Source organism: Streptomyces sp. NPDC053367 (genome assembly GCF_044545925.1).
In the GTDB taxonomy this organism is placed as follows: Bacteria; Actinomycetota; Actinomycetes; order Streptomycetales; family Streptomycetaceae; genus Streptomyces.
Genome location: NZ_JBITYN010000004.1, coordinates 229,167 through 255,010, shown reverse-complemented (window position 1 = coordinate 255,010; position 25,844 = coordinate 229,167). Strand labels below are relative to the sequence as shown.

General features: G+C 74.9%; 21 protein-coding genes. 13 read left to right on the top strand and 8 right to left on the bottom strand.

The window, feature by feature from the left end; genetic code table 11:
• Positions 1-84 precede the first annotated feature (84 nt).
• The 5 genes from ACIGXJ_RS13895 to ACIGXJ_RS13875 all read left to right on the top strand — a co-directional run bounded on the left by ACIGXJ_RS13895 (position 85) and on the right by ACIGXJ_RS13875 (position 4,066).
• Entirely contained in the window at positions 85-633 is a 549-nt protein-coding gene (locus ACIGXJ_RS13895) for a DUF5134 domain-containing protein (protein WP_399644239.1), read from the top strand.
• Positions 634-744: 111 nt separating this feature from the next.
• On the top strand, positions 745-1,680 hold the full coding sequence (locus ACIGXJ_RS13890) for a M56 family metallopeptidase (RefSeq protein WP_399644237.1): 936 nt from the start codon (positions 745-747) through the stop codon (positions 1,678-1,680).
• Between the two features lie 133 nt (positions 1,681-1,813).
• Complete coding sequence (locus tag ACIGXJ_RS13885; RefSeq protein ID WP_399644234.1) at positions 1,814-2,506, top strand: phosphatase PAP2 family protein; 693 nt, start codon at positions 1,814-1,816, stop codon at positions 2,504-2,506.
• An 18-nt stretch (positions 2,507-2,524) separates the two neighbouring features.
• Entirely contained in the window at positions 2,525-3,214 is a 690-nt protein-coding gene (locus tag ACIGXJ_RS13880; RefSeq protein ID WP_399644232.1) for an HAD family hydrolase, read from the top strand.
• A 168-nt stretch (positions 3,215-3,382) separates the two neighbouring features.
• Complete coding sequence (locus tag ACIGXJ_RS13875; RefSeq protein ID WP_399644230.1) at positions 3,383-4,066, top strand: TetR/AcrR family transcriptional regulator; 684 nt, start codon at positions 3,383-3,385, stop codon at positions 4,064-4,066.
• On the opposite strand, the gene ACIGXJ_RS13870 is transcribed toward ACIGXJ_RS13875, so the two are convergent.
• The gene (locus ACIGXJ_RS13870) at positions 4,054-5,556 is read right to left on the bottom strand and encodes an LVIVD repeat-containing protein (protein WP_399644228.1); all 1,503 of its coding nucleotides are present in this window, start codon (positions 5,554-5,556) and stop codon (positions 4,054-4,056) included. The two genes, ACIGXJ_RS13875 and ACIGXJ_RS13870, sit on opposite strands and share 13 nt — an antisense overlap.
• A 196-nt stretch (positions 5,557-5,752) precedes the next feature.
• Here ACIGXJ_RS13870 and ACIGXJ_RS13865 point away from each other — a divergent pair, with 196 nt between their 5' ends.
• On the top strand, positions 5,753-6,418 hold the full coding sequence (locus ACIGXJ_RS13865; protein WP_399644225.1) for a DUF305 domain-containing protein: 666 nt from the start codon (positions 5,753-5,755) through the stop codon (positions 6,416-6,418).
• Between the two features lie 15 nt (positions 6,419-6,433).
• Here the strand turns inward: ACIGXJ_RS13865 and ACIGXJ_RS13860 are convergent, their stop codons facing one another.
• A complete protein-coding gene (locus tag ACIGXJ_RS13860) occupies positions 6,434-7,066 on the bottom strand; it encodes a DUF6214 family protein (RefSeq protein WP_399644223.1) in 633 nt (210 codons plus the stop codon).
• A gap of 221 nt (positions 7,067-7,287) precedes the next feature.
• Between ACIGXJ_RS13860 and ACIGXJ_RS13855 the strand changes: the two genes are divergently transcribed.
• A complete protein-coding gene (locus tag ACIGXJ_RS13855; protein WP_399644221.1) occupies positions 7,288-8,619 on the top strand; it encodes an FAD-dependent oxidoreductase in 1,332 nt (443 codons plus the stop codon).
• Between the two features lie 30 nt (positions 8,620-8,649).
• Here ACIGXJ_RS13855 and ACIGXJ_RS13850 read toward each other — a convergent pair whose 3' ends face one another.
• Positions 8,650-9,003, bottom strand: coding sequence for an ArsR/SmtB family transcription factor (locus tag ACIGXJ_RS13850; protein ID WP_399644218.1), 354 nt, complete (start codon positions 9,001-9,003; stop codon positions 8,650-8,652).
• A gap of 98 nt (positions 9,004-9,101) precedes the next feature.
• Between ACIGXJ_RS13850 and ACIGXJ_RS13845 the strand changes: the two genes are divergently transcribed.
• The gene (locus tag ACIGXJ_RS13845; RefSeq protein WP_399644216.1) at positions 9,102-10,181 is read left to right on the top strand and encodes an NADH:flavin oxidoreductase/NADH oxidase; all 1,080 of its coding nucleotides are present in this window, start codon (positions 9,102-9,104) and stop codon (positions 10,179-10,181) included.
• A 392-nt stretch (positions 10,182-10,573) separates the two neighbouring features.
• On the opposite strand, the gene ACIGXJ_RS13840 is transcribed toward ACIGXJ_RS13845, so the two are convergent.
• The 3 genes from ACIGXJ_RS13840 to ACIGXJ_RS13830 form a co-directional block, all read right to left on the bottom strand.
• Positions 10,574-14,983, bottom strand: a complete 4,410-nt coding sequence (locus ACIGXJ_RS13840) for an HAD-IC family P-type ATPase (protein WP_399644214.1) — start codon at positions 14,981-14,983, stop codon at positions 10,574-10,576.
• Between the two features lie 551 nt (positions 14,984-15,534).
• Complete coding sequence (locus tag ACIGXJ_RS13835) at positions 15,535-16,890, bottom strand: PHB depolymerase family esterase (protein ID WP_399644212.1); 1,356 nt, start codon at positions 16,888-16,890, stop codon at positions 15,535-15,537.
• Positions 16,891-17,090: 200 nt separating this feature from the next.
• Positions 17,091-17,864 (bottom strand): PaaX family transcriptional regulator C-terminal domain-containing protein, encoded by a 774-nt coding sequence (locus ACIGXJ_RS13830; RefSeq protein ID WP_399644210.1) that lies wholly within the window; start codon positions 17,862-17,864, stop codon positions 17,091-17,093.
• A gap of 104 nt (positions 17,865-17,968) precedes the next feature.
• Here ACIGXJ_RS13830 and ACIGXJ_RS13825 point away from each other — a divergent pair, with 104 nt between their 5' ends.
• Positions 17,969-19,624: a DNA alkylation response protein gene (locus ACIGXJ_RS13825; RefSeq protein ID WP_399644208.1), complete on the top strand. Its 1,656-nt coding sequence runs from the start codon at positions 17,969-17,971 to the stop codon at positions 19,622-19,624.
• A gap of 186 nt (positions 19,625-19,810) precedes the next feature.
• Here ACIGXJ_RS13825 and ACIGXJ_RS13820 read toward each other — a convergent pair whose 3' ends face one another.
• Entirely contained in the window at positions 19,811-20,380 is a 570-nt protein-coding gene (locus ACIGXJ_RS13820) for a hypothetical protein (RefSeq protein ID WP_399644206.1), read from the bottom strand.
• Between the two features lie 367 nt (positions 20,381-20,747).
• On the opposite strand from ACIGXJ_RS13820, the gene ACIGXJ_RS13815 reads away from it, so the two are divergent.
• The 4 genes from ACIGXJ_RS13815 to ACIGXJ_RS13800 all read left to right on the top strand — a co-directional run bounded on the left by ACIGXJ_RS13815 (position 20,748) and on the right by ACIGXJ_RS13800 (position 24,698).
• Entirely contained in the window at positions 20,748-21,833 is a 1,086-nt protein-coding gene (locus ACIGXJ_RS13815; protein WP_399644204.1) for a WD40/YVTN/BNR-like repeat-containing protein, read from the top strand.
• 66 nt (positions 21,834-21,899) lie between these two features.
• Positions 21,900-22,577 (top strand): uracil-DNA glycosylase, encoded by a 678-nt coding sequence (locus ACIGXJ_RS13810; RefSeq protein WP_399644202.1) that lies wholly within the window; start codon positions 21,900-21,902, stop codon positions 22,575-22,577.
• Complete coding sequence (locus ACIGXJ_RS13805; RefSeq protein ID WP_399644200.1) at positions 22,574-23,596, top strand: N-acetylglucosamine kinase; 1,023 nt, start codon at positions 22,574-22,576, stop codon at positions 23,594-23,596. Before ACIGXJ_RS13810 ends, ACIGXJ_RS13805 begins: the two co-directional genes overlap by 4 nt.
• Before the next feature lie 178 nt (positions 23,597-23,774).
• On the top strand, positions 23,775-24,698 hold the full coding sequence (locus ACIGXJ_RS13800; protein ID WP_399644197.1) for a sirohydrochlorin chelatase: 924 nt from the start codon (positions 23,775-23,777) through the stop codon (positions 24,696-24,698).
• Between the two features lie 72 nt (positions 24,699-24,770).
• Here the strand turns inward: ACIGXJ_RS13800 and ACIGXJ_RS13795 are convergent, their stop codons facing one another.
• Positions 24,771-25,802, bottom strand: a complete 1,032-nt coding sequence (locus tag ACIGXJ_RS13795; RefSeq protein ID WP_399644195.1) for a lactonase family protein — start codon at positions 25,800-25,802, stop codon at positions 24,771-24,773.
• Between the last annotated feature and the right edge of the window lie 42 nt (positions 25,803-25,844).

Below are 25,844 nucleotides of genomic sequence, written 5' to 3'. Positions count from 1 at the left end.
CCCTGTACACCCTTGCGCTCGCGTACACCCCGCACGGCTCGGGCATCGCTTTCGCTGGAGCGACCTTCGAGCGAGGGGGTGCGTGTGCACGGACCGGCGTCGCCCGGCTGGCTGCTCGTCGCGCTGTGCGCAGCGACCGGCGCGTACTGCCTGCTGCGCCTGCGCAGCCGCGTCGAGGAGCAGCGCCGCAGCGCGGGCACCGAGGCGCTCATGGGGTTCGGGATGGCCGCGATGGCGGTGCCCGCCGCGGTGTTCACACCGCCGCCGTGGGCCGCGGCCGGCTACGCGGCGGTGTTCGGCGCGGCCGCGCTGCGCGCGCTGTGGGCCGCGCGGGCGGACGCGCGCCATCTGCATCACCTGGTCGGCGACGCGGCCATGGTGTACATGGCTCTGGCGATGGCCGCCTCGCCCGGCGGCCACGCCCACGGCGGCTCCGGTGTGCCCGCGCTGACCGGCGTACTCCTGCTGTACTTCACCGGCTACGTGCTGCTGTCCGGGGTCCGGCTCGTGCCCGTGGCCGGCGTCCCGGCCGTGCCGGGCGGGGCCGTCGCGTGGGGGGACCGGCCCGAGCTGTCGCGGGCCTGCCGGCTGTCGATGGCAATCGCGATGGTGGCGATGCTGCTGACGCTGTGAACTCCGGCCGCACCAGCGGGCTGTGAGCCACGGCCGCACGAAGCCGTGGTCTGCGTCACTTGCCGTCGCGGGCCGTACCGCCGGGTAGCCGGGGCTCTTAGGGTGGCGGACATGATGGTCCCCGTGGCACTGCTGCTGCTCGGCGCCCTGACCGCGTTCGTCGCGCCCCGCCTGCTGGCCCGGGCCGACTGGCCCGACCGTGAGCCGGTGGTCGCGCTGTGGGCGTGGCAGTGCGTGGTCGCGGCCGTGCTGCTGTGCTGCGCGCTGTCGATGACCTTGAGCGCGGCGGCCGCCTGGCAGGCGGTGCGCGGGCATCTGTTCGCCCCGGCCCCGCGCCCCGTGGTCGAGGCGTACGCCCTCGGTGCGGCCGGCGGCCCCTGGGCGGCGGCCACGGCGGTGGCCCTGGCGCTCGCCGGGGTGTGGAGCGGGGCGATGCTGGTGCGCGAGGTCGTCCGGGCGAGGGCCCGGCACAGCAGGCGGCGGGCCGAACTGCTTCTCAGGGCCCCGCTGTTGCCCGGTGAGGAGCCCGGCGGGCCGCTGGTGGTGCTGGAGGGCGAGCGGCCGGACGCCTGGTGGCTGTCGGGCTCGGCACCGCGCCTGGTGATCACGACAGCGGCGCTGCGCCGGCTGAAGGGCCGCCAGCTCGACGCGGTCGTCGCCCACGAGCAGGGCCACGCGCAGGCCCGCCACGACTGGCTGCTGCACTGCTCGGCCGCGCTGGCCTACGGTTTCCCGCAGGTCCCGGTCTTCGCGGCGTTCCGCGACGAGATGCACCGGCTGGTCGAGCTGGCCGCCGACGACATGGCCTCCCGCCGCTTCGGGCGGCTGACCACCGCGCTGGCCCTGGTGGAACTCAACGAGTGCCGTGGTGTCTTCGGCCCCTCCCCCGCGGCCCACGCCCACGTCCCCGAGCGCGTCCACCGCCTCCTCACCCCACCGGCGCGCCTCACCACGGCCCACCGCCTCCGCCTGACGGCAGTGGCCGCGCTCGTCCCCGTGGTGCCCCTGCTGGTGGCCTTCGTACCCGGACTGCGCGCGCTGGGATAGCGAGCCCCGAGGGGGCGCGGGGAACTGCGCGAGCCACCCCGGCCCGCCGGCACCCGGCCACGAACGGGAAGGACGCCTGACGAAACCCCGTGGGAATTGGCACCGGAAGGCCCCCTTCCGCGAGGATCGCACCATGCGCACCGCCTCACCGATCCGCGCCCCCCAGCGGAGCGCCCTGCGCCTCGCCGGCGCCCTGGCCGGCTGTTCCCTCGTGCTGCTGGTGCTGGTCGCGGCCACCTGGCACCCGCTGATCTCCGCCGACCGCGAGGTCGCCCGCACCACCCACCGCTGGGCCGTGGACGAGCCGACGCTCACCCACGCCTTCCGCATCCTGACGGACTGGGTCTGGGACCCGACCACGATGCGCCTGATGTGCGTGCTGGTCATCGTGTGGCTGGTGTGGCGCAGAGCGGCCTGGTGGACGGCCTCCTGGCTGGCGCTCACCGTCGCCCTCGGCACGCTCGTGCAGCAGGGCCTGAAGACGGCGGTCGGCCGGGAGCGCCCGGTGTGGCCCGACCCGGTCGACTCGGCGCACTACGCCGCCTTCCCGTCCGGGCACGCCATGACGGCCACCGTGGTGTGCGGTCTGCTGCTGTGGCTGCTGCACGGCCTCGGCGCGGGGCGGACCCTGTTCCGGAGCCTGCTGGCGGTGGCCGTGGTCTCCGTCGTGGGCGTGGGGCTGACGCGTGTCTGGCTGGGCGTGCACTGGTTCACGGACGTGCTCGGCGGCTGGCTGCTGGGTGCGACGCTGGTCGCCCTGGCGGTGGCGGCGCACCAGCGGTGGTGCCCTAAGGCGCCGAGCCGGGCGCCCGGCTCGGCGCCGTAGGGCACCTACACTCCGCCCATGACCGCTGTGATGTTCGATTTCTCCGGCACCCTCTTCCGTATCGAGTCCGCCGAGTCCTGGCTCGGTTCGGTGCTCGCCGACGCGGGGATCACGGTCGCCGGGCGGGAGTTGGCCGACACCGCGCGGGCGCTGGAGGCGGCCGGGGCGCTGCCGGGTGGTGCGCCGCCGCTGCGGGTGCCCGAGGGGCTGGCCGAGCTGTGGGAGACCCGCGACGAGAGCGCCGAGCGGCACCGGGCCGCCTACACGGGCCTGTCCCGGCAGGTCGCGCTGCCCGATCCGGGGCTGCACGACGCGCTGTACGAGCGCCACCGCACGCCCGCGGCGTGGACGGCGTACCCGGACGCCGCCGAGGTGCTCGGCGGGCTGCGCGAGCGCGGAATCAAGGTGGCCGTGGTCAGCAACATCGGCTGGGATCTGCGCCCGGTGTTCCGCGCCCACGGGCTGGACGCCCTGGTCGACGCGTACGTCCTGTCGTACGAGCACGGGATCCGCAAGCCCGATCCGCGGCTGTTCCGCACGGCGTGCGAGGCGCTCGGCGCGGAGCCGCGACAGGTGCTGATGGTGGGAGACGACCGGGGGGCGGACGGCGGCGCGGCCGCGCTCGGCTGCCCGGTGCACTTCGTGGACCCACTGCCGGCGGAGCGGCGCCCGGACGGGCTGCGGCCGGTGCTGGAGCTGGTCGGCTGACACCCGCGAAGTCGCCTGAGGCGACTTTATGTGCGAGGGAAGACGCCCACCCTGGACGATCCCCCGCGTCGCCCAGGGCGGACGGCAAACGGAACCACGCCGGTCCAGCGGCGGATCCCTCTGCGCTGAGTATAGTTGGCTGGCAGCCAGTCAACGCAGGAGTCCAGGATGTCCCCGCGCAGCGCCCAGGTCAATGAAGAGTTGCGGCGGCGTTCCCGGGAGCGGCTTCTGCAGGCGGCGGTCGAGCTGGTCAACGAGCACGGTTACGACGCCACGACCCTCGGCGACATCGCGGACCGGGCCGGCTCGGCGCGCGGTCTGGTGTCGTACTACTTCCCCGGCAAGCGCCAGCTGGTGCAGTCCGCGGTGCACCGGCTGATGCACCGCACGCTGGAGGAGGGCCTGGAGCGCGAGCCGCGCACGGACGACGGCCGCGAGCGCATGGCGCGGGCCATCGACGCGATCCTGGGCCTGGCCCGGGACCGGCCGGTCCTCATGCGCCAGCACATGGCGGGTCTGCTGCAGGCGGAGGGTTTCGTGCGGTGCCCGGAGCAACAGCGCCTCGCGCAGCTGCTGCTGGACACGGTCTCCCGGCACGGGTCCTGCGACCCGGACGTCGACTACCCGATGCTGCGGGCGCAGTTGATGGGCGCGGTGTACGCGATGGTGCTGCCCAACGTGGGCATGCCGGTCGCGCCGCTGCGCGCGGAGCTGTTCCGGCGCTACGGACTGGACTGGGACATGGGTGTCCCGCCGGACACCGAGGCGCCCGGCGGGACGTGCGACCAGGATCTGTCGCGGTTCTTCGCCACGGGCAGGCGGCCCGTGGGGGACGAGGATCAGTCGAAGTAGTCCGGCTGCGTCTGGACGTTCAGCTCACCGATCCGGACCTTGCCCGCCGGGTCGGTCAGCCGGTCGCTGATCTTCAGCACGTCGAAGCCCTTGGCCATGTCGTTGGAGTAGATGTGGCCGTTGTAGTAGTACGCCGACCACGAGCCGCCGACGGTGAGCTTGTCGGTGGTCAGGGGGCCGCGCTCGAAGTACGCGATCTCCCTGGGGTTCGAGGAGTCGGTGAAGTCCCAGACGGACACGCCGCCCTGGTACCACGCCTGGACCATCAGGTCCTTGCCCTTGACCGGGATGAGCGAGCCGTTGTGGGCGACGCAGTTCTCGGTGTCGGCCTGGAGGCGCGGGATCTTGAAGTAGCTGCGGAAGACCAGCTTGCGGTGGTCGCCGCGGCCGGTGATGTCGTAGATGCCGTCGGCGCCGCGGGTGGGGCCGGTGGCCGTGTTGCAGGTGGCGCCGACGCCGCCGCCCAGCTCGTCGGTGAAGACGACCTTGTTCGCCTTCTGGTTGAAGGTCGCGGAGTGCCAGAAGGCGAAGTTGACGTTGTCCTGGACCCGGTCGATGACCTTCGGATGCTCGGGGTCCTCGATGGAGAACAGGATGCCGTCGCCCATGCAGGCGCCCGCCGCGAGGTCCTTGGAGGGCAGCACGGTGATGTCGTGGCAGCCGGTGGTCTTGCTGACGCCCGGGTTGGTGGGACCGCCCGGGTTGCCGCCGCCGTCGGGGCCCTCACCCGGGAACAGCACCGGGAAGCCGACGACCGCCGCCTTCTCGGGGGCGCTGCGCGGCACCTTGATCACGGAGATGCCGTCGTGCGGGGGCTGGCAGTCCGGATAGGACGCGTTCGGCGAGTACGAGGAGACGTAGATGTAGACGTTGCGGCGCTCGGGCACCAGCGTGTGGGTGTGCGAGCCGCAGGCGGTCTCGACGGCGGCGACGTACTTCGGGTTCGCCTTGTCGCTGATGTCGAAGACCTTCATGCCCTCCCAGGAGGACTTCTCGGTCGCGGGCTGCGTGGTGCTGTTGCAACTGCTGTCGCTGCGCGAGGAGTCGGTGGAGAGGAACAGCAGGTTCCCGGAGACCGAGATGTCGTTCTGCGAGCCGGGACACAGCACCTGGGCGACCGTCCTCGGGGCGCTCGGGTCGCTGATGTCGAAGATGCGGAAGCCGTCGTAGTTGCCGGCGAAGGCGTACTTCCCCTGGAAGGCCAGGTCGGAGTTGGTGCCCTTGACCAGGTCCTTGGGGACGTTCGCCAGGTGTTCGATGTTGGCCGAGTGGACGATCTCGTCCTGGCCGGGTATCGCGCCGTCGGCGATGGCCTCCCGCACCTCGGCCCGGTCGCCGCGGGACACTTCCTTCTGGGTCGTGGGGGCGTCCCCGGGGTCGGGGGTCGCGATCGCCGGGTGGGCCGTGAGCAGCGCGGCCAGGAGTCCGGCCGCGGCGGTGGCAACTCCCAGGCGTCTGCGCCGCGTTCGGGGGTCGTGGGACAGGGTCACTGCTTCCTCCCTTGTTCCGTTCGCGGTGGAACGGTTCACGGACCCCCGAAGTATCGTCTTCATCATGCACAGATCAACAGGGGTGAAACGCAGATGTAATCCAGGATTCTGATCAGTCGTGCACGGAACAGTGCTAGGACAGTCACCAACACTCACAAGGTGTGCCCGCTCATCCGCCCTGCCACAGGAGGCCGTTGTGCACTTCCGCCCCGCGCTGCGCGCATCCCTCGCGACGGTGTCGCTGGCCGCTTCGGCCGCGTTCGCGCTCGCCGGCTGCGACTCGGACACGGACGCGGCGGGCGGCGCCAAGTCGCCTGCGGGGACCGGGCCCTCGGTGCTGGTGCCGGGCCTGCCGGGCGAGGAGAACCGGACCCTGTCGGCCGAGGAGGCCGCGGCGCAGCAGGCCGAGGACGACACGCCCAACTCGGCCGACGTGTCGTACGTGCGCATGATGATCCGGCACCACCAGCAGGCCCTGAAGATGGCCGAACTCGCCCCGCGGCAGGCCCGGTCGGACCGGGTGAAGCGGCTCGCCGAGCGCATCACGGCCGCGCAGGGTCCGGAGATCGGCGCGATGAGGGGCTGGCTGGAGACGCACGGGCAGAGCGAGGAGGCCGCGGGTCACGACCATGCCGCGATGCCCGGGATGGCGACCGAGGCCCAGCTGACCGAGTTGCGGGCCGCGCGGGGCGAGGCGTTCGACGCGCTGTTCCTGCGGCTGATGATCGCCCATCACGAGGGGGCGATCACCATGGCCACGGACGTGAAGGCGCAGGGCAACAACATCCAGGTCGAGGAGATGGCCGACGATGTGGTGGCCCAGCAGACCAGTGAGATCACGCGGATGCGCGACATGACGTGACGGCTGCGACGCCGTTCAGCGGCGGGCGTGACGCGGTGTCAGGAAGCCCGCGTCACGTGCCTGCGCGATCAGCCTGAGGGACCTGCGGCGGCTGTGGCCCGTCGCGCACATCACCGCGAGGACGGGGTCGAGGCCCTCCTCCTGTGCCGCCCGGTACTCCTGGGCGACCAGCCGACGGCCCTCGACGCCGCGCGGCCAGGAGGGACGCGCCCGATGAAGGGCCGGTTCCGCCGGGGGGAGGCCGGCCCGCGGGACCGTGCCGGCCCCGGCCTCCTCGGCGTACGCGCCCTCCTCCTGCTCCTCGATGCCGTACGCCTCAGCCTCGGGCTGAATGCCGTACGTGCCCTCCCCCTGCTGCTGGACGCCGCAGGCGCCCTCCCCGCGCTGCTCGTCCGCGTCCGGCCCCTGCTCGCCGAGGCCGATCCCGCACGCCTCGGACAGCGGGCTCTCGATCCAGTCGGCGAGGACGGTGAGGTCGGCGAGGGAGAGCGCGGGCTGAGACCGGACGTCCTCGACGGAGAGGCATCCGGCACTCACCACGGCCAGCGCGTCGACACGGGCGCCGTCGGCGAAGGCGAGCCGCACCTGGAACCAGTGCGCCGCGGCCCCGCCGCTCTCCTTCACTTCCCAGGCGGGCCACACGGACACCGCGCCGTCCTCGAAACGGCGAGCAGAAAGATTAAGAAAGGATGCTTCTAGCACACACGCAACGTAACCGCATCATCACATTCCATACGAAAGGACCGACGGGACACGCACGCCGGGCACTCCGACGGCGCAGAGCCGGGCCCCTCCCTTCGGGGGCGGGCCGGTGCGATGCTGGATTCAGCAGCGATCTCCTGCGACACCGCCGGACAGGGAGGTCAGCCGTGCTGCGTGTCGCCGTCGTCGGCAGCGGGCCCAGCGGGGTCTACACCGCCCAGACCCTGGTCCAGCAGGACCCCGCGGTGCTGGTCGACGTCCTGGACCGGCTGCCCTGCCCGTACGGCCTGGTGCGCTACGGCGTGGCTCCCGACCACGAGAAGATCAAGTCCCTGCAGAGCACCCTGCGCACGGTGCTGGAGCACGAGCGGATCCGCTTCCTCGGCGGCGTCCATGTGGGTGCCCGGGGCGTACCGGCGGCCCGGCTGCGGGAGCTGTACCACGCGGTGGTGTACTGCGTGGGCGCCGCCACGGACCGGCGTCTCGGCATTCCGGGCGAGGATCTGCCGGGCAGCTGGTCGGCGACGCGGTTCGTGTCCTGGTACAGCGCCCATCCGGACGCCGTCGACGCCGGGTTCGTCCGCGGCGCGCGGTCGGCCGTCGTGATCGGCGTGGGCAATGTGGCGGTGGACGTCACCCGCATCCTGGCGCGCGGCGCGGCCGAGCTCAGCGCGACGGACATGCCGCAGGCGGCGCTGACCGCGCTGGCCGCGAGCGAGGTGACCGATGTGCACATGGTGGGCCGGCGCGGACCGTCCCAGGCCCGCTTCACCACCAAGGAGCTGCGCGAGCTGGGGACCCTGCCCGGCGTCGAGGTCCGCGTCGATCCGGCGGAGCTGGCACTGGACCCGGCGTACACCGACCCGTCGGCACTGCCCGCCGTGCAGCACCGCAATGTGGAGGTGCTGCGCGGCTGGGCCGGGCTGCCGCCGGGCGAGGCGCCGCGCCGCATCCGGCTGCGGTTCTTCCTGCGCCCCGTCGCACTTCTCCCGGACGGCGGCCGGGTGGGCGCCGCGCGCTTCGAGCGGACCGTCCCGGACGGGCGGGGCGGGGTCACCGGGACAGGCCGGTTCGAGGACATCGAGGCCCAGTTGGTGCTGCGCTCGGTCGGCTACCGCGGGGTGCCGGTGGAGGGTCTCCCCTTCGACGAGGCCACCGGTACGGTCCCGAACGACGCGGGCCGGGTCGCGCCCGGCGTGTACGTGGCGGGCTGGATCAAGCGAGGGCCGACGGGGGTCATCGGCAGCAACCGGCCCTGCGCGAAGGAGACGGTGGCCTCGCTGCTCCAGGACGCGCCGGTGCTGGCGCTCGCCGCCGTACCGGACGATCCGCTGCCCGCCCTGCGCGCCCTCAGCCTCACCCCGGTCGAGTGGACGGGATGGCGGGCCATCGAACGCGCGGAGGCGGAGCTCGGCGCGTCACTGGGCCGGGGCGTGGTGAAGCTCCCCGACTGGCAGTCGCTGCTGACCGCGGCACAGGGGGCGGAGTCGGGGGCCTAGCTCTGCCCTGGGCCTCGCTCTGCCGGGGGCCTAGTTCTGCCGGGCGGACTGGCGGGCGGCGGCGGCCAGGAGGGCGTCCAGGAGGCCGGGGAAGAGGTCGTCCAGGTCGCGCTTGCGCAGGCCGTTCATCTTGGCGGTGCCCCGGTAGATCTGCTGGATCACGCCGTTCTCGCGCAGCACCCGGAAGTGGTGCGTGGTCGTGGACTTGGTGACGGGCAGGGCGAACTGCGAGCAGGTGAGCTCGTCGCCGCCGGCCGCGGCGAGCTCCTGCACGATCTGCAGCCGCATCGGGTCGGAGAGGGCGTGCAGCACGCCCTCCAGCCGGATCTCCTCGCGGCTCGGGTGCGGGAGGTCGCGGCTGCCGGCGGGTGCGGTGGTGTTCATGACGCCATTGTACGAAGACCCTCGTAGTTTGACATCCGCCGTACTACGATGGGTATCGTACGAACGCAATCGGCCGGCCCGTGACGAATGGAGGCGCTGTGAGCGCGCTCTTCGATCCCTACACCCTGCGTGATCTGACCATCCCGAACCGCGTGTGGATGGCCCCGATGTGCCAGTACTCGGCCGCGCCGGACGGCCCGGACGCCGGCGCCCCGCACGACTGGCACTTCGCTCACTACGCCGCCCGCGCGGCCGGCGGTACCGGGCTGATCCTCACCGAGGCGACCGCGGTGAGCCCCGAGGGCCGCATCTCCCCCTACGACCTGGGCCTGTGGAACGACACCCAGGTGGAGGCATTCCGCCGGATCACCCGGTTCCTCGCCGCCCAGGGCACCGTCCCGGGCGTGCAGCTCGCCCACGCGGGCCGCAAGGCCTCGACGGCCCAGCCCTGGAAGGGCGGCGGGCCGGTCGGCGCGGACGCGCACGGCTGGACGCCTCTCGCGCCGAGCGCGGTGCCGTTCAAGGAGGGCCACGTCGTCCCCGAGGAACTGACGGTGGACCAGATACGGGAGATCGTCGGCCAGTTCGCCGACGCGGCCCGGCGGGCGCTCGCCGCGGGCTTCGAGGTCGTGGAGGTCCACGGCGCCCACGGCTACCTCATCAACGAGTTCCTCTCCCCGTACTCCAACCACCGCACCGACGCCTACGGCGGCTCGTACGAGAACCGCACCCGCTTCCCCCTGGAGGTCGTCGACGCGGTGCGCGCGGTGTGGCCCGATGACAAGCCGGTGTTCTTCCGCATCTCGGCGACCGACTGGCTGGACGAGGGCGGCTGGAGCGCCGACGACACCGTCCGCTTCGCCCGCGACCTCCAGGCGCACGGCGTCGACCTGCTCGACGTCTCCACCGGCGGCAACGTCGCCGAGGCCCGCATCCCCGCCGGCCCCGGCTACCAGGTGCCCTTCGCCGCCCGGGTCAAGGCCGAGACCACGCTCCCGGTCGCCGCGGTCGGCCTCATCACCGACCCCGAGCAGGCCGAGAAGATCCTCGCCAACGCCGAGGCCGACGCGGTCCTGCTCGGCCGTGAGCTCCTGCGCGACCCCTACTGGGCCCGGCGCGCGGCCCGCGAGCTGGGCGCCGAGGTGCGAGTGCCGAACCAGTACGCCCGCGCGAGCTGACGGCATCCCGCCTCCGGCGTGCCCCGGCCTGGCCGGCCGCTTCCCCGGGCCTGCCCCCGGGTGGCGCTGCGGGCCGGAGGCTCCCAGAGCCCGCCCGCGGTGCCTCAGGGGGCCGACGGCTCCCAGGGCCGGGCCTCCGTTGCCCCGCCGGGCCTGCCGCTCCCCGAGCCCGGCCGCCGGTGGCCCCGCGGCCCGGCCACTCCGCCAGTCCCGGCCCCGGTGGCCCCGGGCGTCAGCCGCTCCCCGAGCCTGGCCCGGCGCCCCACCGGGCCGGCCGCTTCCCCGAGCCCCGACCGCGACGGCGCCGGGGGGCCGGCCAGACGACCTCCAAGCCCGGCCCCGGACAGCCCCAGCATGGCCGGCCGCTCCCCCGAGCCCACCCCCGGCGGGTCTCACCCGGCCAGCCGTGACACCGTCCGCTCCAGGCGGGGCAGGGCCCGCTGGCCCGTGATCGCCAGGGTGATCGCGGCGGCGACGCCCGCCCAGGCGAAGGGGCCCAGCGGGGTGCAGCCGAAGAACTGGCTGGCGCCCGGGGTCTCGACCAGGAGGAACAGCGCGGCCGCGGAGCCTATCGCGGTGGCACGGACGAGGGGGCTGCCGCGGCGGTCGGCGAGGGTCTGGGCGAGCTGGGTGCCGACCAGGGCGCACAGGGCCATCGTGGTGGAGCGGCGCCGGGTGCCGGGCGTGAAGCGGCCGAGCAGCCAGGCCGCGCAGGCGCCGAGGCAGGTCGTCAGGGCGCGGTGCCGGATCTGCCGGATCAGCGGGGCGCCGAGGAGCGAGGTGCCGAGGGGCTGCGGACCCGGTTCGGGCACGCCGTCCTCCGCGCTTCCCTGCGTGCCCTTCGGCGTCACGGCGACCGCCATCGCCGGGAACAGGTCGGTGAACAGGTTCACGAGCAGCATCTGCCGGGTGGACAGCGGCGCGGCGCCCGAGAGCAGCGTGCCGAGGATGCCGAAGCCGACCTCGCCCGCGTTGCCGCCGATCAGGATGGCGACGGCGTCGGCGACCCCGTGCCACAGGGCCCGCCCCTCCCCCACGGCCTCGATGAGCACCGTCAGGTCGTCGCCGGTGAGCACGATGTCGGCGGCGTTGCGGGCGGCCGCCGAACCGCGCGCCTGGATGCCGACACCGACATCGGCGGCGCGGATCGCCGCGGCGTCGTTCGCGCCGTCGCCGACCATGCCGACCACCAGGCCCGCGTCCCGCAGCGCCTCGATCACCTGGAGCTTCTGCTCGGGCGCGACCCGCGCGACGACTCCGGCATCGCGCAGCAGCCGGGCCCGCACGGAGCGGTCCGCGGCGGCCAGTTCCTCGCCCGTCACCACCACCGTGTCCTGCGGCCAGCCCAGTTCGGCCGCGATGGCGCGGGCCGTCTGCGGGTGGTCGCCGGTCAGCATCACCGGTCGTACGCCCGCCCCGCGCAGCCCTTCGACCAGGGCCGTGGACGTCTCGCGGGGTGCGTCGGCGAGGCCCAGCAGGCCGGCGAACTCCAGTTCCTGGAGGGGCTCTTCGAGGACTTCCGCCGCCGACTCCCCCGCGCCGAGGGTCCGTTGGGCCACGGCGAGGACCCGCAGTCCGTCGGCGGCCAGCCCGTGGGCCCGGTCCGACGCGTCGTGGGGCAGGTCGCGGCAGGCGGGCAGGACCGTCTCGGGGGCGCCCTTGACCACCAGCACCGGGGTGCCGTCCGCCGCGTGGCCCACAGCGGCGGCGTACCCGCGGGCCGCCTCGAAGGGCCGGCCCTCGCTCTGCTCCCAGTCGGGGTCGGGGCCGGCCGCGTCCAGCACGGCCTCGTCGGTGGCGTGGGCGGGGCGCTCGTCACCGCCGTTCAGACGCGGGCAGGCCCGTGCCGCCGCGCGCAGGGCGGGGTCGGCGCCGTCCTCGCCTGGCCGGTGCAGCGCTCCGGCGGCGTCGGAGACGCGGATCAGGCGCAGCCGGTTCTCGGTGAGGGTGCCGGTCTTGTCGAAGCAGAGGGTGTCCATCCGGCCCAGCGCCTCCAGGGTGCGCGGGGTGCGCACCAGGACGCCGCGGCGGCTGAGCCTGCGCGCCGACGTCAGCTGGGCGACCGTGGCCACGAGCGGCAGGCCCTCGGGTACGGCGGCGACGGCGACGGCGACGCCGCCGCTGACCGCCTCCCTGATCGGCGTACCGCGCAGCAGGGCGAGGCCCGAGACGGCCGCGCCGCCCGCGAGGGTCAACGGCAGTGCCTTCTCGGTGAGTTCGCGCAGCCGCGCCTGCACACCGGCCGACGGGGGCGTCCGCGCGGCCAGGGCGACGGCCCGGTGCGCCTCGGTGTGGTCGCCGGTGTCGACGACCACGGCACGGGCCCGGCCCGCGACCACGGTCGTGCCCTCGAACACCATGCAGTGCCGGTCGGCGACCGCCGCCTGCGGGGTGGCGTCCAGCTGCTTGTCCGCGGGCAGCGACTCACCGGTCAGCGCGGACTCGTCCACCTCCAGGCCGTCCTGCCACAGCAGCCGGGCGTCGGCGGGCACCACGTCGTCGGAGCGCAGGTCGATCACGTCGCCGGGGGCGAGGCGGGCGGCGTCCACCGTACGGAGGCCGTCGGCGGGCTCGTCGCCGACAGATTCGCCGGCGGATTCGCCGACGGATTCGCCGGCGGATTCGCCGGCGGCGGTCGTGCCGTACGACGGTGAGGTCGCGGTGTCCTCGCCGGCGTCGGCCCGCTCCCGCGGAGCGAGCCGTGCCTTCCGCTTCTGCTCGGCCACCAGCTTGGACAGCGCGCGCTCGGCCCGCAGCCGCTGGGCGCCCCCGACCAGCGCGTTGAGGTCGAGGGCGCCGAGGACGAGGAGGGCGTCGACGGCGGAGCCGAGGACGGCCTCGGCGGCGGAGCCGACGGCGAGGATCGGGGTGAGCGGGTCGTCCAGCTCGCCGCGCACCGCCCGGGCGAGGCTCAGGGTCCAGCGGGCCGGCGCCAGCACGGGCGTCCGTCCGACGGCCCGGGCACGGGAGCGCACCAGGTCCGCGGTACGGGCCAGCCCCTCGGGCCGTGCGCCGGGATCCTGTTCCAGCCGGGACAGCACGGCGTCCGGTTCCAGGGCGTGCCAGGCCACGCGCGGCCGCGGGCGCGGCGCCCTGGTGACGGCCACGCCGAGGGCGGCGCGCACCCCGCTGAGGAGCGAGGCGGCGGCGGCCGTCTCGACCGGGACGTCCCGCAGTGCGGCCAGTCCCCTGCGCCGCTCGCCGTGCGGGGACTCGCCGATCGCGACGAGCAGCCCGGACAGCGCGGCACCGGACTTGGCCAGCACCTGAGCGTGGTTGCCGACGCGGCGGGCGGCCGGGACGGCGGCCAGCAGCCGCCACACGTCGACCATGCCGTGCACGGCGAGGACGTCGGCTCCCCAGGCGACGGCGGCACCGGGGTCGGTGAGGGCGATCGCGAGGTCGCCGGCCAGCAGGCCGGACAGCACGTCCTCGTCGTCGGCGGACCGCGGCCGCGCGACGGTGACGACCGTGCCGCCGGACCCGCGCAGGTCGGCGACGACGTCGGCGAGCGGCCGTCCGGGTTCCACCACCTGGTCGGCGAGGGCGGTGAGTTCGCCGGCCAGTGGGTCGTCCACCACGACGATCCGCATCCCGGCCCGCCGTGCCACGTCGAGCACGGCCTCGCCCCAGGGGTCGCAGACGTCGTCGCCCGACTCGCCCGGCCGGCACAGCGCGCTGGGGTGCAGCAGCAGCGTCCCGGCCGTCTCCAGCTGCCGCAGCCGGTCGGTGTCGCGGACGAGGACCCCGGTGCGGGCGAGCGCGCAGCCGAGGACGGCGTGGAAGGCCGCGGGCCCGTAGCGGGCGGCCTTGGGCGAACCGGCGAGTGCCGCCTCGGCGGCCTCGTTCATGTCGCGTTTGACGAGCAGCGCGGCGGCGGCGCCGAGGAGCCGCCCGGTCGACGCGGAGCCGGCGTAGTCCTCGGCGGGGGTGCTGCGCAGCGGTGGCCTGGGCCAGCGGTCGGCGGCGACGTCCTCGACGCCGGGCACGCACAGCCGGTCGTGGTCGGCGTCGAAGGCGGCCGCGCGGGCCACCGTCTCGGCGAGCTGGAGGGCCCGCAGCGAGGCCGCGAGCAGCAGGGAGGTGGAGGACTGGCCCGCCCCGCGCGCGGCGGCGTGCACGGCGGCCAGCAGCAGGTCCGAGCGGGAGCGGCCGAGGCGCGAGCGCAGCAGGCCGCGGAAGGCGGGGTTCTCGCGCAGCACCGACACCGTGGCGGTGACCATCCGGGGCGCCGGGGGCAGCCGCAGGGCGCGGGCGGTGACCGCGACGGCGGCGCCGGCCACGTCGGCGGCCAGCGCGGCCGCGGCGAACCGCACCCCGCTCGGGTCGCCGGGGTGGGCGAACTCCTCCACACCGCCGCCCGCCAGACCGAGGCCGTGCCGGGCGGCGAGGGCCGTGGCCCGCTCGACCACGCGGTCCGCGACGGCGTCGTCGACGGCGGCCACCACCAGCCGGCGCAGGCCCCCGTCCCAGTAGGCGTAGGCGACGTCGGGGCGCTCGGCGAGCGCCGCGGCGGTCTTGCGCAGGGCGTGCTGGGTGCCGCCCGCGCGTTGCACCCGCGCGGGTGCGGTGGTCTGCAGTGCCAGGTGGGCCCGCCGCCCGGAGCGCCAGGACCGCTCCCCGCCGGGCAGGGCGTTGCGTGCGACGCGGGCGACCCGCGCCGCGCTGTCGGCGCCGCGCACTCCGGCTCGCGCGGCCCCCGCCGCCGCGCCGGCGGCCGCTCCGGCGGCGGGCACGGCACCGCGCGCGAGCAGCCGTGGTCCCGCGAGTACCGCCCCCGTGGTTGCGGTGATCAGCCCCATCTGCGGCCCGCCTCCTCAGTCGCCTTCGGTGGTACGGCTGTGATGTGACCCGGTGTGTCCCGGGTGCGACGGTGTGCGCGGGGCGGTCCCCGCGGGAGCGTTCGGCCGGCCGGCGGCGGTCGCGCCCCGGGCGTGGGACGGGGAGGGGGAGGACGCCGTCGCCTTCCCCGTGCCCGATCGCACGCCGGGCTTCGGCCGGGTGAGCCGGACGACGGACGGCGCGACGGGCCGTTCCGCCCCTGCGGAGGCACCGAGGACTCCGGCGCCCGCGTACGCGGCGGTCCGGCGGGCGCCCGGCGCCCCGGCCCGGACCGCGCTCGGCGCGCTCTCGGCGGCATGGCTCGCCCTTCCGGCCGCGGGCGCGCGGCGTGGCTGCCGGGAAGGGCCGGCGGGCGAGGTCTCGCGTGGCATGGCTCTACTCGCCTCCCGGTCGGTGATCGGCCTCTGCGCACCGCCGAGTGCCCAAGATCCGGCCGCTCACCCGTCCGGGACGGAGGCGGACGTGCAGGCGGCCCCGGGTCGGCGTCCGGGGCCGCCTGACGAGGGCCGGGTCAGCCGGTGGTGCAGGGGGCACCGTTGAGGGTGAAGGCGGCGGGCGCCGCGCTGTTGCCGGTGTGGGTCGCCTGGTAGCCGATGCCGACGCCGGCGTTCGGCGCGATCGTGCCGTTGTACGACACATTGGTGGCGGTCACCGTGCCGGCGGCGGGGGCGTAGGCGGCGCCCCAGCCGCTGGTGATGCTCTGGCCGGCCGGCAGGGTGAAGCCCAGCTTCCAGCCGTCGACCGCCGTGCTGCCGGTGTTGGTGATCGTCACGGAGGCCGTCAGGCCGGTGTTCCAGGCGTTGGTGGTGACCGTGACCCGGCATCCGCCGGGCTGGGGCTGCGGGGCCGGGCCGGTGGTGTCGAGGCCGAAGAAGGTGATGGCCCGGGCACCCATGCCGGAGGCGTAGAGGTTGTGGCCGACGCCCTGGAGGCTGATGGCCTCCACGGGGGCCCGGTCACCGGTGCCGCCGTAGCGGGTGCGGGTCCAGCCGGGGGCGGGGCTGTCGGTGGTGGTGGGCGTCTGGGCGAGGCCGTGGACGTTCGTCCACTGCTTGATCTCCTCGCCGAAGTTGGGGTAGCGCAGCACGTCGTCCTCGGTGCCGTGCCACAGCTGCATCCGGGGCCGGGGCCCGGTGTAGCCGGGGTAGGCCCCGCGGACGAGGTCGCCCCAGGCCTGCGGGGTGCGGATGACCCTGCCGTTCGCGCAGTCGCTGTTCCACTCGGAGCCGTTGGTGGTGGCGAAGCAGGCGAAGGGGACCCCGGAGAAGGCGGCGCCCGCGGCGAAGACGTCCGGGTAGTCGCCGAGCAGGACGTTGGTCATCATCGCGCCCGAGGAGATACCGGTGGCGAAGATGCGCCGGGTGTCGGCGGCGTAGGTGCGCACCACCCAGTCGACCATCGACTTGATGCCCACCGGGTCGCTGCCGCCGTCGCGCCGCAGGGCCTGCGGGGAGGCGACGTCGAAGCACTTGCTGGCGCGGGTGACGGACGGGTAGACGACGATGAAGCCGTACCGGTCGGCCAGTGAGGCGTACTCGGTGTTGCTGTACATCGCCGGCCCGGAGCCGGTGCAGTAGTGCACGGCGACCACGACGGCCGGGTGGTCGGTGACGCTGTCCGGCACGTACAGGTACATCTGCAGATTGCTGGGGTTGGCGCCGAAGCCGGTGACCTCGGTCAGCGCGGCGGCCGGCGCGGCCGCCGGGGCCTCGGCGGGGCGCGCGGCGGCCGGGGGCGCGGTGAGCAGGGCCAGCAGCAGGGGCAGGAGTGCGGCGAGGGTGCTCAGCAGGACGCGGGTTCTGCCGGGGGTTCTGCCGGTGCGGTCGATCAGCCCGCTGACGTACGTACACATACGTGGAGTCGACATCGACTGCCCCTTCGTGAGAGAGACGTCCCGACAGGCATGGTGGCATGGACACGCCCGTCGTGGAAGCGCTCCCACGCCCTCTTGGCCAGTAAGCGCTTCCCTCTACCTTCCGTTCAACACCATGACCGAGTCGGCCCGCGGACCCCCACGACAGGCATCCACGTCACCGCAACGAGGTGGCCACCCTGCGCGATCCGACATCACGATCCACAACGGCGCCTCGCGCAAGGTGATCCCGTGCCAGGAGTACGGTGCACCTGCACCTCCAGTTCGCGCCGGTAGGACGCGTAGGCGCCGCGCAGGGCGGTGCCCGGCCAGTCGGCGGGCAGCAGTTCGTCGGGCAGGACCGGGTCGGCCAGCAGGTGCCGTACGACGGCCGCGTAGGCGGTGAGCCGGTCGGCCGGACGCTCCACGCGCGCGACATGGGCCAGCAGGGCTTCGGCCGTGTCCCCCCAGGTCCAAAGGGGCCAGAGGCTCGCTGCCAGTTCGCGTGGGGGCCGGGCCGGGCGGGAGGTGTACCGCTGGGCCACCTGCCCGAGGTCGTCGGGCAGTTCCCGGGCGAGGTTCGCGGGGCGCAGCCACACGCCCTCGCGGAGTTCGGCGAGCCGCAGACCGGAGAGCCGGGTGCGCAGCTCGGCGCGTTCGGCGGGCTCGCGGCCGGTCGCCGTGACGACGACCATCTCCCAGTCGCCGCCCCACGCGCGCGTGCGGGGCCGGACGGCGTCGTCCTGACGGCGGCGGCGCTCCAGCAGCCGCTCGCCGATGCGGTAGCCGCTGCTGGTGCGGCACAGGTCGCCGGCGGCCGTCATCCGGCTGAGCGCGGCCCGCAGGGTCGACCCTCCGACGTCGAACGGGGCCACCGCGCGGGCGAGGTCCTTCGCCGCCATCTCGGGCGGGTCCGCGCCCAGCAGCAGGCTGAGGACGACGGACCGCGCGGACAGCGGACGAAGGTCCAGGGCGTCCGGGGCGGTCATCGGGGCGACCTCGTGTGGTGGCTGCGCATGGCCTCGTACTGTACGTGCGGCATACGACTGTTGCACTATTGCTGCGACCGCAGCGGCAATGCAACACTCGCGCCATGGTCTCGACACCCGCACCCCTGCCGTCCACGACGCACGACGTCACCAACCAGGCCCCGCCGCTGGCCCCCTACGACGCCTCCGAGGACGTGGCCCTGCTGGAGGGGCTGCGGCGCGAGGGCGCGGGCTGGGCGGAGCCGGACCTGCGCCGGCTCGGGCTGCTGGCGGGCGGGGCCGAGGCGCAGGAGTGGGGCGAGCAGGCCAACCGGCACGAGCCGGAGCTGCGCACCCACGACCGGTGGGGCAACCGCGTCGACGAGGTGGAGTTCCACCCGAGCTGGCACCGCCTCATGCGCGTGGCGGTCGCCGAGGGCCTGGCCGGGGCGCCCTGGGCGGACGGCCGGCCGGGCGCGCACGTCGCGCGGACGGCCGGCGGGCTGGTCTGGGGGCACAGCGAGGCCGGGCACGGCTGCCCCACCTCGATGACGTACGCGGCGGTCCCGGCGCTGCGCCGGGAGCCGGAGCTGGCCAAGGTCTACGAACCACTGCTGACCAGCCGGGAGTACGACCCCGGGCTGCGGGTGCCGACGCAGAAGCGCGGCCTTTTGGCCGGCATGGGGATGACCGAGAAGCAGGGCGGCTCGGACGTCCGCACCAACACGACGGTCGCGGCGCCGACTTCGGAGCCCGGCGTCTACACGCTGCGCGGGCACAAGTGGTTCACCTCGGCACCGATGTGCGACGTGTTCCTGGTGCTGGCCCAGGCGCCCGGCGGGCTGTCCTGCTTCCTCGTGCCGCGCGTGCTGCCGGACGGCACCCGCAACGCCTTCCGCATCCAGCGGCTGAAGGACAAGCTGGGCAACCGCTCCAACGCCTCCTCCGAGCCCGAGTTCGACGGGACGGTGGCCTGGCTGGTCGGGCCCGAGGGGCAGGGCGTCAAGACGATCATCGAGATGGTCAACTGCACCCGGCTGGACTGTGTGATGGCGTCGGCGACCCTGATGCGCCGCACCCTCGTCGAGGCGGGCCATCACGCGCGGCACCGCAGCGCGTTCGGCGCGCGCCTCGCCGACCAGCCGCTGATGCGCAATGTGCTGGCCGACCTGGCGCTGGAGTCGGAGGCCGCGACGACGCTCACGCTGCGGCTGGCGGGGGCGGCCGACCGCGCCGTGCGCGGGGACGAGGGCGAGCGCGCGTTCCGCCGGATCGCCACGGCCGTCGGCAAGTACTGGGTCACCAAGCGGGGTCCCGCCTTCACCGCCGAGGCCCTGGAGTGCCTGGGCGGCAACGGCTACGTCGAGGACTCGGGCATGCCCCGGCACTACCGGGAGGCGCCCCTGCTGTCCGTCTGGGAGGGCTCCGGGAACGTCAACGCCCTCGACGTCCTGCGGGCGTTGACCCGCGACGCGCGCACGGCCGAGGCGCTCTTCGCCGAACTCGCCCTCGCCCAGGGGGCGGACGCGCGGCTGGACGCGGCGGTGGCCCGGCTGAAGGACGGTCTCGCCACGGCGTCCGAGTCGAGCGCCCGCCGTCTGGTGGAGGCCATGGCCCTCGCGCTGCAGGCCTCCCTCCTCGTCCGGCACGCCCCGCCCGCCGTCGCCGACGCGTTCTGCGCCACGCGCCTCGCCGGCGACTGGGGCCACGCCTTCGGCACCCTGCCGGACTCGGCGGACCTGGAGGGCATCCTCGGGCGGGCGCTGGGGTTCGGTCACTGAGGCATCCGGCGGCCGGAGGTTCCTGAGTGGGCGCTCGGGTCCGGGCACTGAGGCATCGGGCGCCCGGAGGGTCCCCTGCCCCCGGCCCGGGGAGTCGTCGCGGTGGGAGGGGTGCTGTGCAGCGGCGGCCCGGGAGCCGGCCCGCGTGCCTCCCCCCGCCCGTCGACCGGGCTCGACGGGCGGTTCCTACCCCGTGCGGTGGCCCCACAGCGGGTCGAAGCGGGCCCAGTCGGTGGCCCACTGGTCGAGGCGGCGGGCTTCCAGGCGCCCGCGGACGGCCCGGCAGCAGGCCAGGGGGACGGTGGCCGCGCCGAGGCCGGCGAGGGTGCCGACGAGGGCGGCGCGGACACGGGCCTGGGCGGCGGTGGCGGGCCGGGTGACGAGGCGTCCGGTGCGGTCGATCCACACGGTCACCGGCGTGCCCTCGGCGGTGCCGGGGCGGACCCGCGCCTGCCCGGCGCGCGGGGAGCCGTCCGGTGCGGTCCAGCCGACCTTCGCCCACACCTGGGAGCCGTTCGCCGCGGCCGGCAGGGCGGACGTACCGGCCGCGCGCTCGGTGAGCCGGGCCGTGGCGGGGCGCCACTCCACACGCTCGCGGGCCATCCCCCGCTCCACTGCCCCGGCGACGCCCGCTCCGGCGAGCACCCCGCACAGCACGGTCAGCGCCCACGCCCCGAGCAGCACCCACGCCTCGACCGCGTCGCAGCGGCGCCTGAGCGGATTGCGCCGCCAGCGCCACAGCCAGACCCTGCGCACACGCCGCCCACCCGGAACGCACCGCACGCGTCGACCCCTCACACCCCGCAGGCCCATCGAAGCCCGCCTCCTCACCGGCACACGAGCACCCCACCGGCCTCCCATACGGGCGGCGGCCCGCCGATGCTCAGGGGGAGCCCGGCCATGAAGGTGCCACGGGCCGGGCGACCGTGCGGGCGACTTCGTGAAAAGTCCCCCGACGGTGGCCGAGATGTGCTCCCGCTGCGGCGTCCACGGACGTGCCCCGCCGCCCGTCGACACGCGCTGACCTGCGGCGACGCGGCTTCCAGGGGTGACTGTCAGTGGTGGGGTGCAGACTGGCCGGTGTCTTGGACGAAGACGTCAAAGCACTGCGGAGGTGATCGGCATGGCCGACGTACTGCTGGCCGTGGGCACGCGGAAGGGCCTGTTCCTCGGGCGCCGGCGCGGGGGCACATGGGAGTTCGACGAGAGCCCGTACTTCAACGCGCAGGCCGTGTACTCGGTCGCGATCGACACCCGGACCGACACCCCGCGTCTGCTGGCCGGAGGGGACAGCGCCCACTGGGGCCCGTCCGTGTTCCACTCCGACGACCTGGGCCGGACCTGGACCGAACCGGCCAGTCCGGCCGTCAAGTTCCCGCCCGACACGGGCGCTTCGCTGGAGCGGGTGTGGCAGCTGCACCCGGCGGCCGCCGAGCCGGACGTGGTGTACGCGGGCACGGAACCGGCCGCGCTGTACCGCTCGGAGGACCGCGGCGAGAGCTTCGACCTGGTGCGCCCCCTGTGGGAGCACCCGACGCGCTCGCAGTGGGTGCCCGGCGGGGGCGGCGAGGGCCTGCACACCGTCCTCACCGACCGGCGCGACCCCCGGGAGATCACGGTCGCGGTGTCCACGGCCGGGGTGTTCCGCACGTCCGACGGCGGCGCGAGCTGGGCGCCCTCCAACTCCGGTGTCTCCGCGGTGTTCCTGCCGGACCCGAACCCGGAGTTCGGGCAGTGCGTGCACAAGGTCGCGCGGGACGCGGTGGCCCTGGACCGGCTGTACCTGCAGAACCACTGGGGCGTGTACCGCAGCGACGACGCCGGGGCGCACTGGACGGACATCGGGGCCGGTCTGCCCTCGACGTTCGGTTTCGCGGTGGCGACCCATCCGCAGCGCGGCGACACCGCGTACGTGTTCCCGATCAACGCCGACTCCGACCGGGTCCCGGCCGACCGCCGCTGCCGGGTCTACCGCACGGAGGACGCCGGCAAGTCCTGGGAGCCGCTCACGGCCGGCCTGCCGCAGGAGGACCACTACGGCACCGTGCTGCGCGACGCCCTGTGCACCGACGACGCCGACCCGGCGGGGGTGTACTTCGGCAACCGCAACGGAGAGGTGTTCGCCTCGTCCGATCACGGCGACAGCTGGCGGCAGTTGGCCTCGCATCTGCCGGACGTGCTGTGCGTGCGGGCCGCGGTGGTCTCATGAGGGCCTTAAGTTCCGTCGTGGGCCACCGGTTGATCGCCTTGCCCCGTACGGCAGTAGGGTGACGCCGTGGCACCACGACCGTTGCATGAAATCGTCGAAGCCGGCTGGGCGAAGGCCCTGGAACCCGTGGCCGGGCGGATCGCCGAGATGGGCGACTTCCTCCGGGGGGAGATCGCCGCGGGGCGCACCTACCTCCCCGCGGGGGCGAACGTCCTGTGGGCCTTCCAGCAGCCCTTCGACGAGGTCCGCGTCCTCATCGTCGGGCAGGACCCGTATCCCACTCCGGGGCACGCGGTAGGGCTGTCGTTCTCGGTGGCGCCCGAGGTACGGCCGCTGCCCGGCAGCCTGATCAACATCTTCCGGGAGCTGCACTCCGACCTCGGTCTCCCCCAGCCGTCCAACGGCGATCTGACGTCCTGGACCCAGCAGGGCGTGCTGTTGCTCAACAGGGCGCTCACCACGGCTCCGCGCAAGCCGGGTGCGCACCGCGGCAAGGGCTGGGAGGAGGTCACCGAGCAGGCGATACGCGCGCTGGCCGCACGCGGGAAGCCGCTGGTGTCGATCCTGTGGGGCCGCGACGCCCGCAATCTGCGGCCGCTGCTGGGCAGCCTGCCCTCGGTGGAGTCGGCGCACCCCTCCCCCATGTCCGCCGACCGCGGCTTCTTCGGATCGCGGCCGTTCAGCCGGGCCAACGACCTGCTGATCCAGCAGGGCGGCCAGCCCGTGGACTGGCGCCTGCCGTGACCGGAGCCCGGCCGCTGCCGACGCCGGCGTTCTGCGCCGGCCCCGGGGACCGACGTGCCGGGTTCCTCGCCGTGGACTCGGGGGGCTCCGGCATACGGGTCGTCGTCGGTACGGCGGACGGTGCCGTGTCGGCGCGGCGCGAGTCGGCGGTGCCGGTACGGACCGGGCCGCGGGGCATCGACGCCGACCACCTCATGGCCCAACTGGCCCCGCTGGTCCGCTCCCTGACAGCGGAGACGGGGATCGCCGAACTGCGCGCCGCCGCTGTCGGCGCGGCCGGGCTGAGCACGCTGGGGGACGCGCTGCGCGCCGAACTGCCGGGCGCGCTGCGGCGGGAGTTCGGCGTCGGGACGGTCGCGCTCGCCGCCGACGCGGTCACCGCGTACCTGGGCGCCCTCGGTGCGCGGCCGGGTGCCGTGGTGGCGGCCGGCACCGGCATGATCGCGGTCGGTACGGACCTGGAGCGCTGGCGCCGGGCGGACGGCTGGGGGCATCTGCTGGGCGACTGCGGCAGCGGTGCCTGGATCGGCCGGGCCGGCCTGGAGGCGGCGCTGCGCGCCCACGACGGCCGCGACGGCGGCTCCGCGCTGCTGCTCTCGCGCGCCGAGGAGGCCTTCGGGCCGATGCCGGGGCTGCCCGGCAAGCTGTACCCGCGGCCCGACCGGCCCGCCGTGCTGGCCTCGTTCGCGCCGCAGGTGGCCGCCTGCGCGGACGAGGACCCGGTCGCCGGGCGGATCCTGGCGACCGCGGCTCGGCACATCGCCGAGTCCGCGGCCGCGGTCTGCCCCGGCGAGGAGGATGCGGTGATCGCGCTCACGGGCGGGCTGTTCCGCATGGGTGCGCCGCTGCTGGAGCCGCTGGGCGAGGAGTTGGTCCGGCGGCTGCCCCGGGCGCGGCAGGTGGAGGCGGAGGGCGATCCGCTGCTGGGCGCGGTGCGCGTGGCGACGGCCCTCGCGCAGGGGCGGCTCGCGCTGCCCGGCGACGAGCGAATGCTGCAGGTCATGGCCCTTGAGGGGTGACGATCGGCCATAAGAGCGGTCACAAGGGTGACGGGCGCCGAGAGGGGCCGAGTTGTGGACGGATCGTGGCCGATCCACCCGTAACTCATCAGAACTCATCAGACAAAACCGGACGGATACCGCTCACCTGCCCCCTCCCCGAACAGGGGAGCCCAGGAAACCAGTAACATGCGGCGCCATGAGCTCCCCCACTGGGCCCGCGTCCGGCCTGCCTGTACGAATGCCGCGCCCCCGCCAGCCCGGGCGGCACCGCCGACCCGAGCCGCTGGCGGCTCCCGAGGGCGCGCCCGCGCTCGTCCTCGCGGTTCCGGGCACGCCCAGCGCCGCCACCCGCGGCCTCGCCGAGGAGATCGTGAGCATCGCCCGCTCCGAGCTCCCCGGCCTCGATGCCCGGATCGGGTATCTGGACGGGAACGACGTGGAGTTCCCGTCGCTGCAGACCGTGCTCGCGCACGCGGCAGACGAGCGCACCGCCCGCTACGAGCAGACGCTGGCCGCCGGCCTAGAGGCCAAGGAGCCCGAGGGCCCCGTCGCGGTCGTCGTGCCGCTGCTGGCCGGCCCGGACGGCGCGCTGCTGCGCCAGGTCCGCCAGGCCGTCATGGACAGCCGGGTCGCCGCCGAGCTGACCGACGTGCTCGGCCCGCACCCGCTGCTCGCCGAGGCGCTGCACGTGCGGCTGTCGGAGGCCGGTCTGGCCCGCGCCGACCGTGCCCGGCTGTTCACCGTGGCCACTGCGGCGGACGGCATCATCCTGGCGTCCGTGGGCGGCGAGGAGGCCGTGCAGGCGGCCGGGATCACCGGCATGCTGCTCGCCGCGCGGCTGGCCGTGCCGGTGATGGCCGCGGCGCTCGACCAGGAGGGTTCGATCGCGTCCGTCGCCGATCAGCTGCGTTCCTCCGGCTCGCAGCAGCTGGCGCTGGCGCCGTACCTGATCGGCCCGGAGATCGACGCCTCGCTGATCGAGGCGGCCGCGCAGGAGGCGGGCTGCCCCGCCGCCGAGGCGCTCGGCCCCTACCCGGCGATCGGCAAGCTCGCGCTGGCGCAGTACACCACGGCCCTGGGCATCGCACCCCAGGCCGCGCAGGGCGCGCCGGTCCGCTGACCCGGGCCGGCCCTGGACGCCGTACGACCGAAGGGCCCGCTCTCCCGGCCGGGGAGCGGGCCCTTCGCGCTGTCAGCCGACGACGACGCAGGACGCTGCGGGCACCCGCAGCGAGCCGGTGCGCCGCGGCAGGCCGGTGGCGGGGTCGAGGTGGAACCAGGTGACGTCGCCGGAGCGTTCGTTGGCGACGTAGAGGTGGCCGCCGAAGGCGGTGAGGGCGCGCGGCCAGTGACCGCCGCAGGGGACGGTGGCGACCAGGCGCAGTTCGTCGCCGTCGACGGTGAGCACGCACAGGACGTCCTCGCCGCGGACCGCGGTCCACACGAACCGGCCGTCGGGCGAGACCACGATCCCCGACGGGTAGGCGTCCCCGTCGGGCGCACCGGGCAGCACCGGGGTCTCGGTGAGCGGCTTGAGGGTGCCGTCGGCGGCGTCCCAGTGGCAGACGGTGACGGTCGGGGTGAGCTCGTTGACGACGTAGGCGCGGTCCCCGTCGGGGTGGAAGGCCAGGTGGCGGGGGCCGGAGCCGGGGCGCAGGGCGGTCTCGCGGTGCAGCTTCAGCTTCCCGTCCGTCAGCGTGCACACCCGCACCGAATCGGTGCCGAGGTCGACGCTGACGGCCCAGCGGCCGCTCGGGTCGGGCTGCACCTGGTGGGCGTGCGGGCCCTGCTGGCGCGGGGTGTGCGGGCCCGAGCCGGTGTGCTGCAGCACGTCGGAGGCGGCGGCCTCCGGCGTGCCGTCGGGGCGCAGCGGCACGACCGAGACGCTGCCGGAGCCGTAGTCGGCGGTCAGCAGGTGCCCGGCGAAGACGCTGAGGTGGGTCGGCCCGGAGCCGACGGGGACCGGCCTGCCCACGGGTTCGGGCGCGTCGCCTTCGACCCGGTACGCGGCGACCGCTCCGTCGGCCGTCTCACTGACGGCGTACAGCGTGCCGCCGTCGGGTGAGAGCGCCAGGTAGGAGGGGTCGGGGAGGCCGTCGACGCCGCCCAGCACGGCCAGTGAGCCGTCAGCGGGCTCGACGGCCGCCATCAGCACCCCAGGACCTCCCGCCGCCGTGAACGACCCGACGAACGCCCGCACCCGCCGCATGCCGCCGTCTGCCACCGCTGTCCCCTTTCGGTCGACTGCCCGTGGAGGCGACGGTAG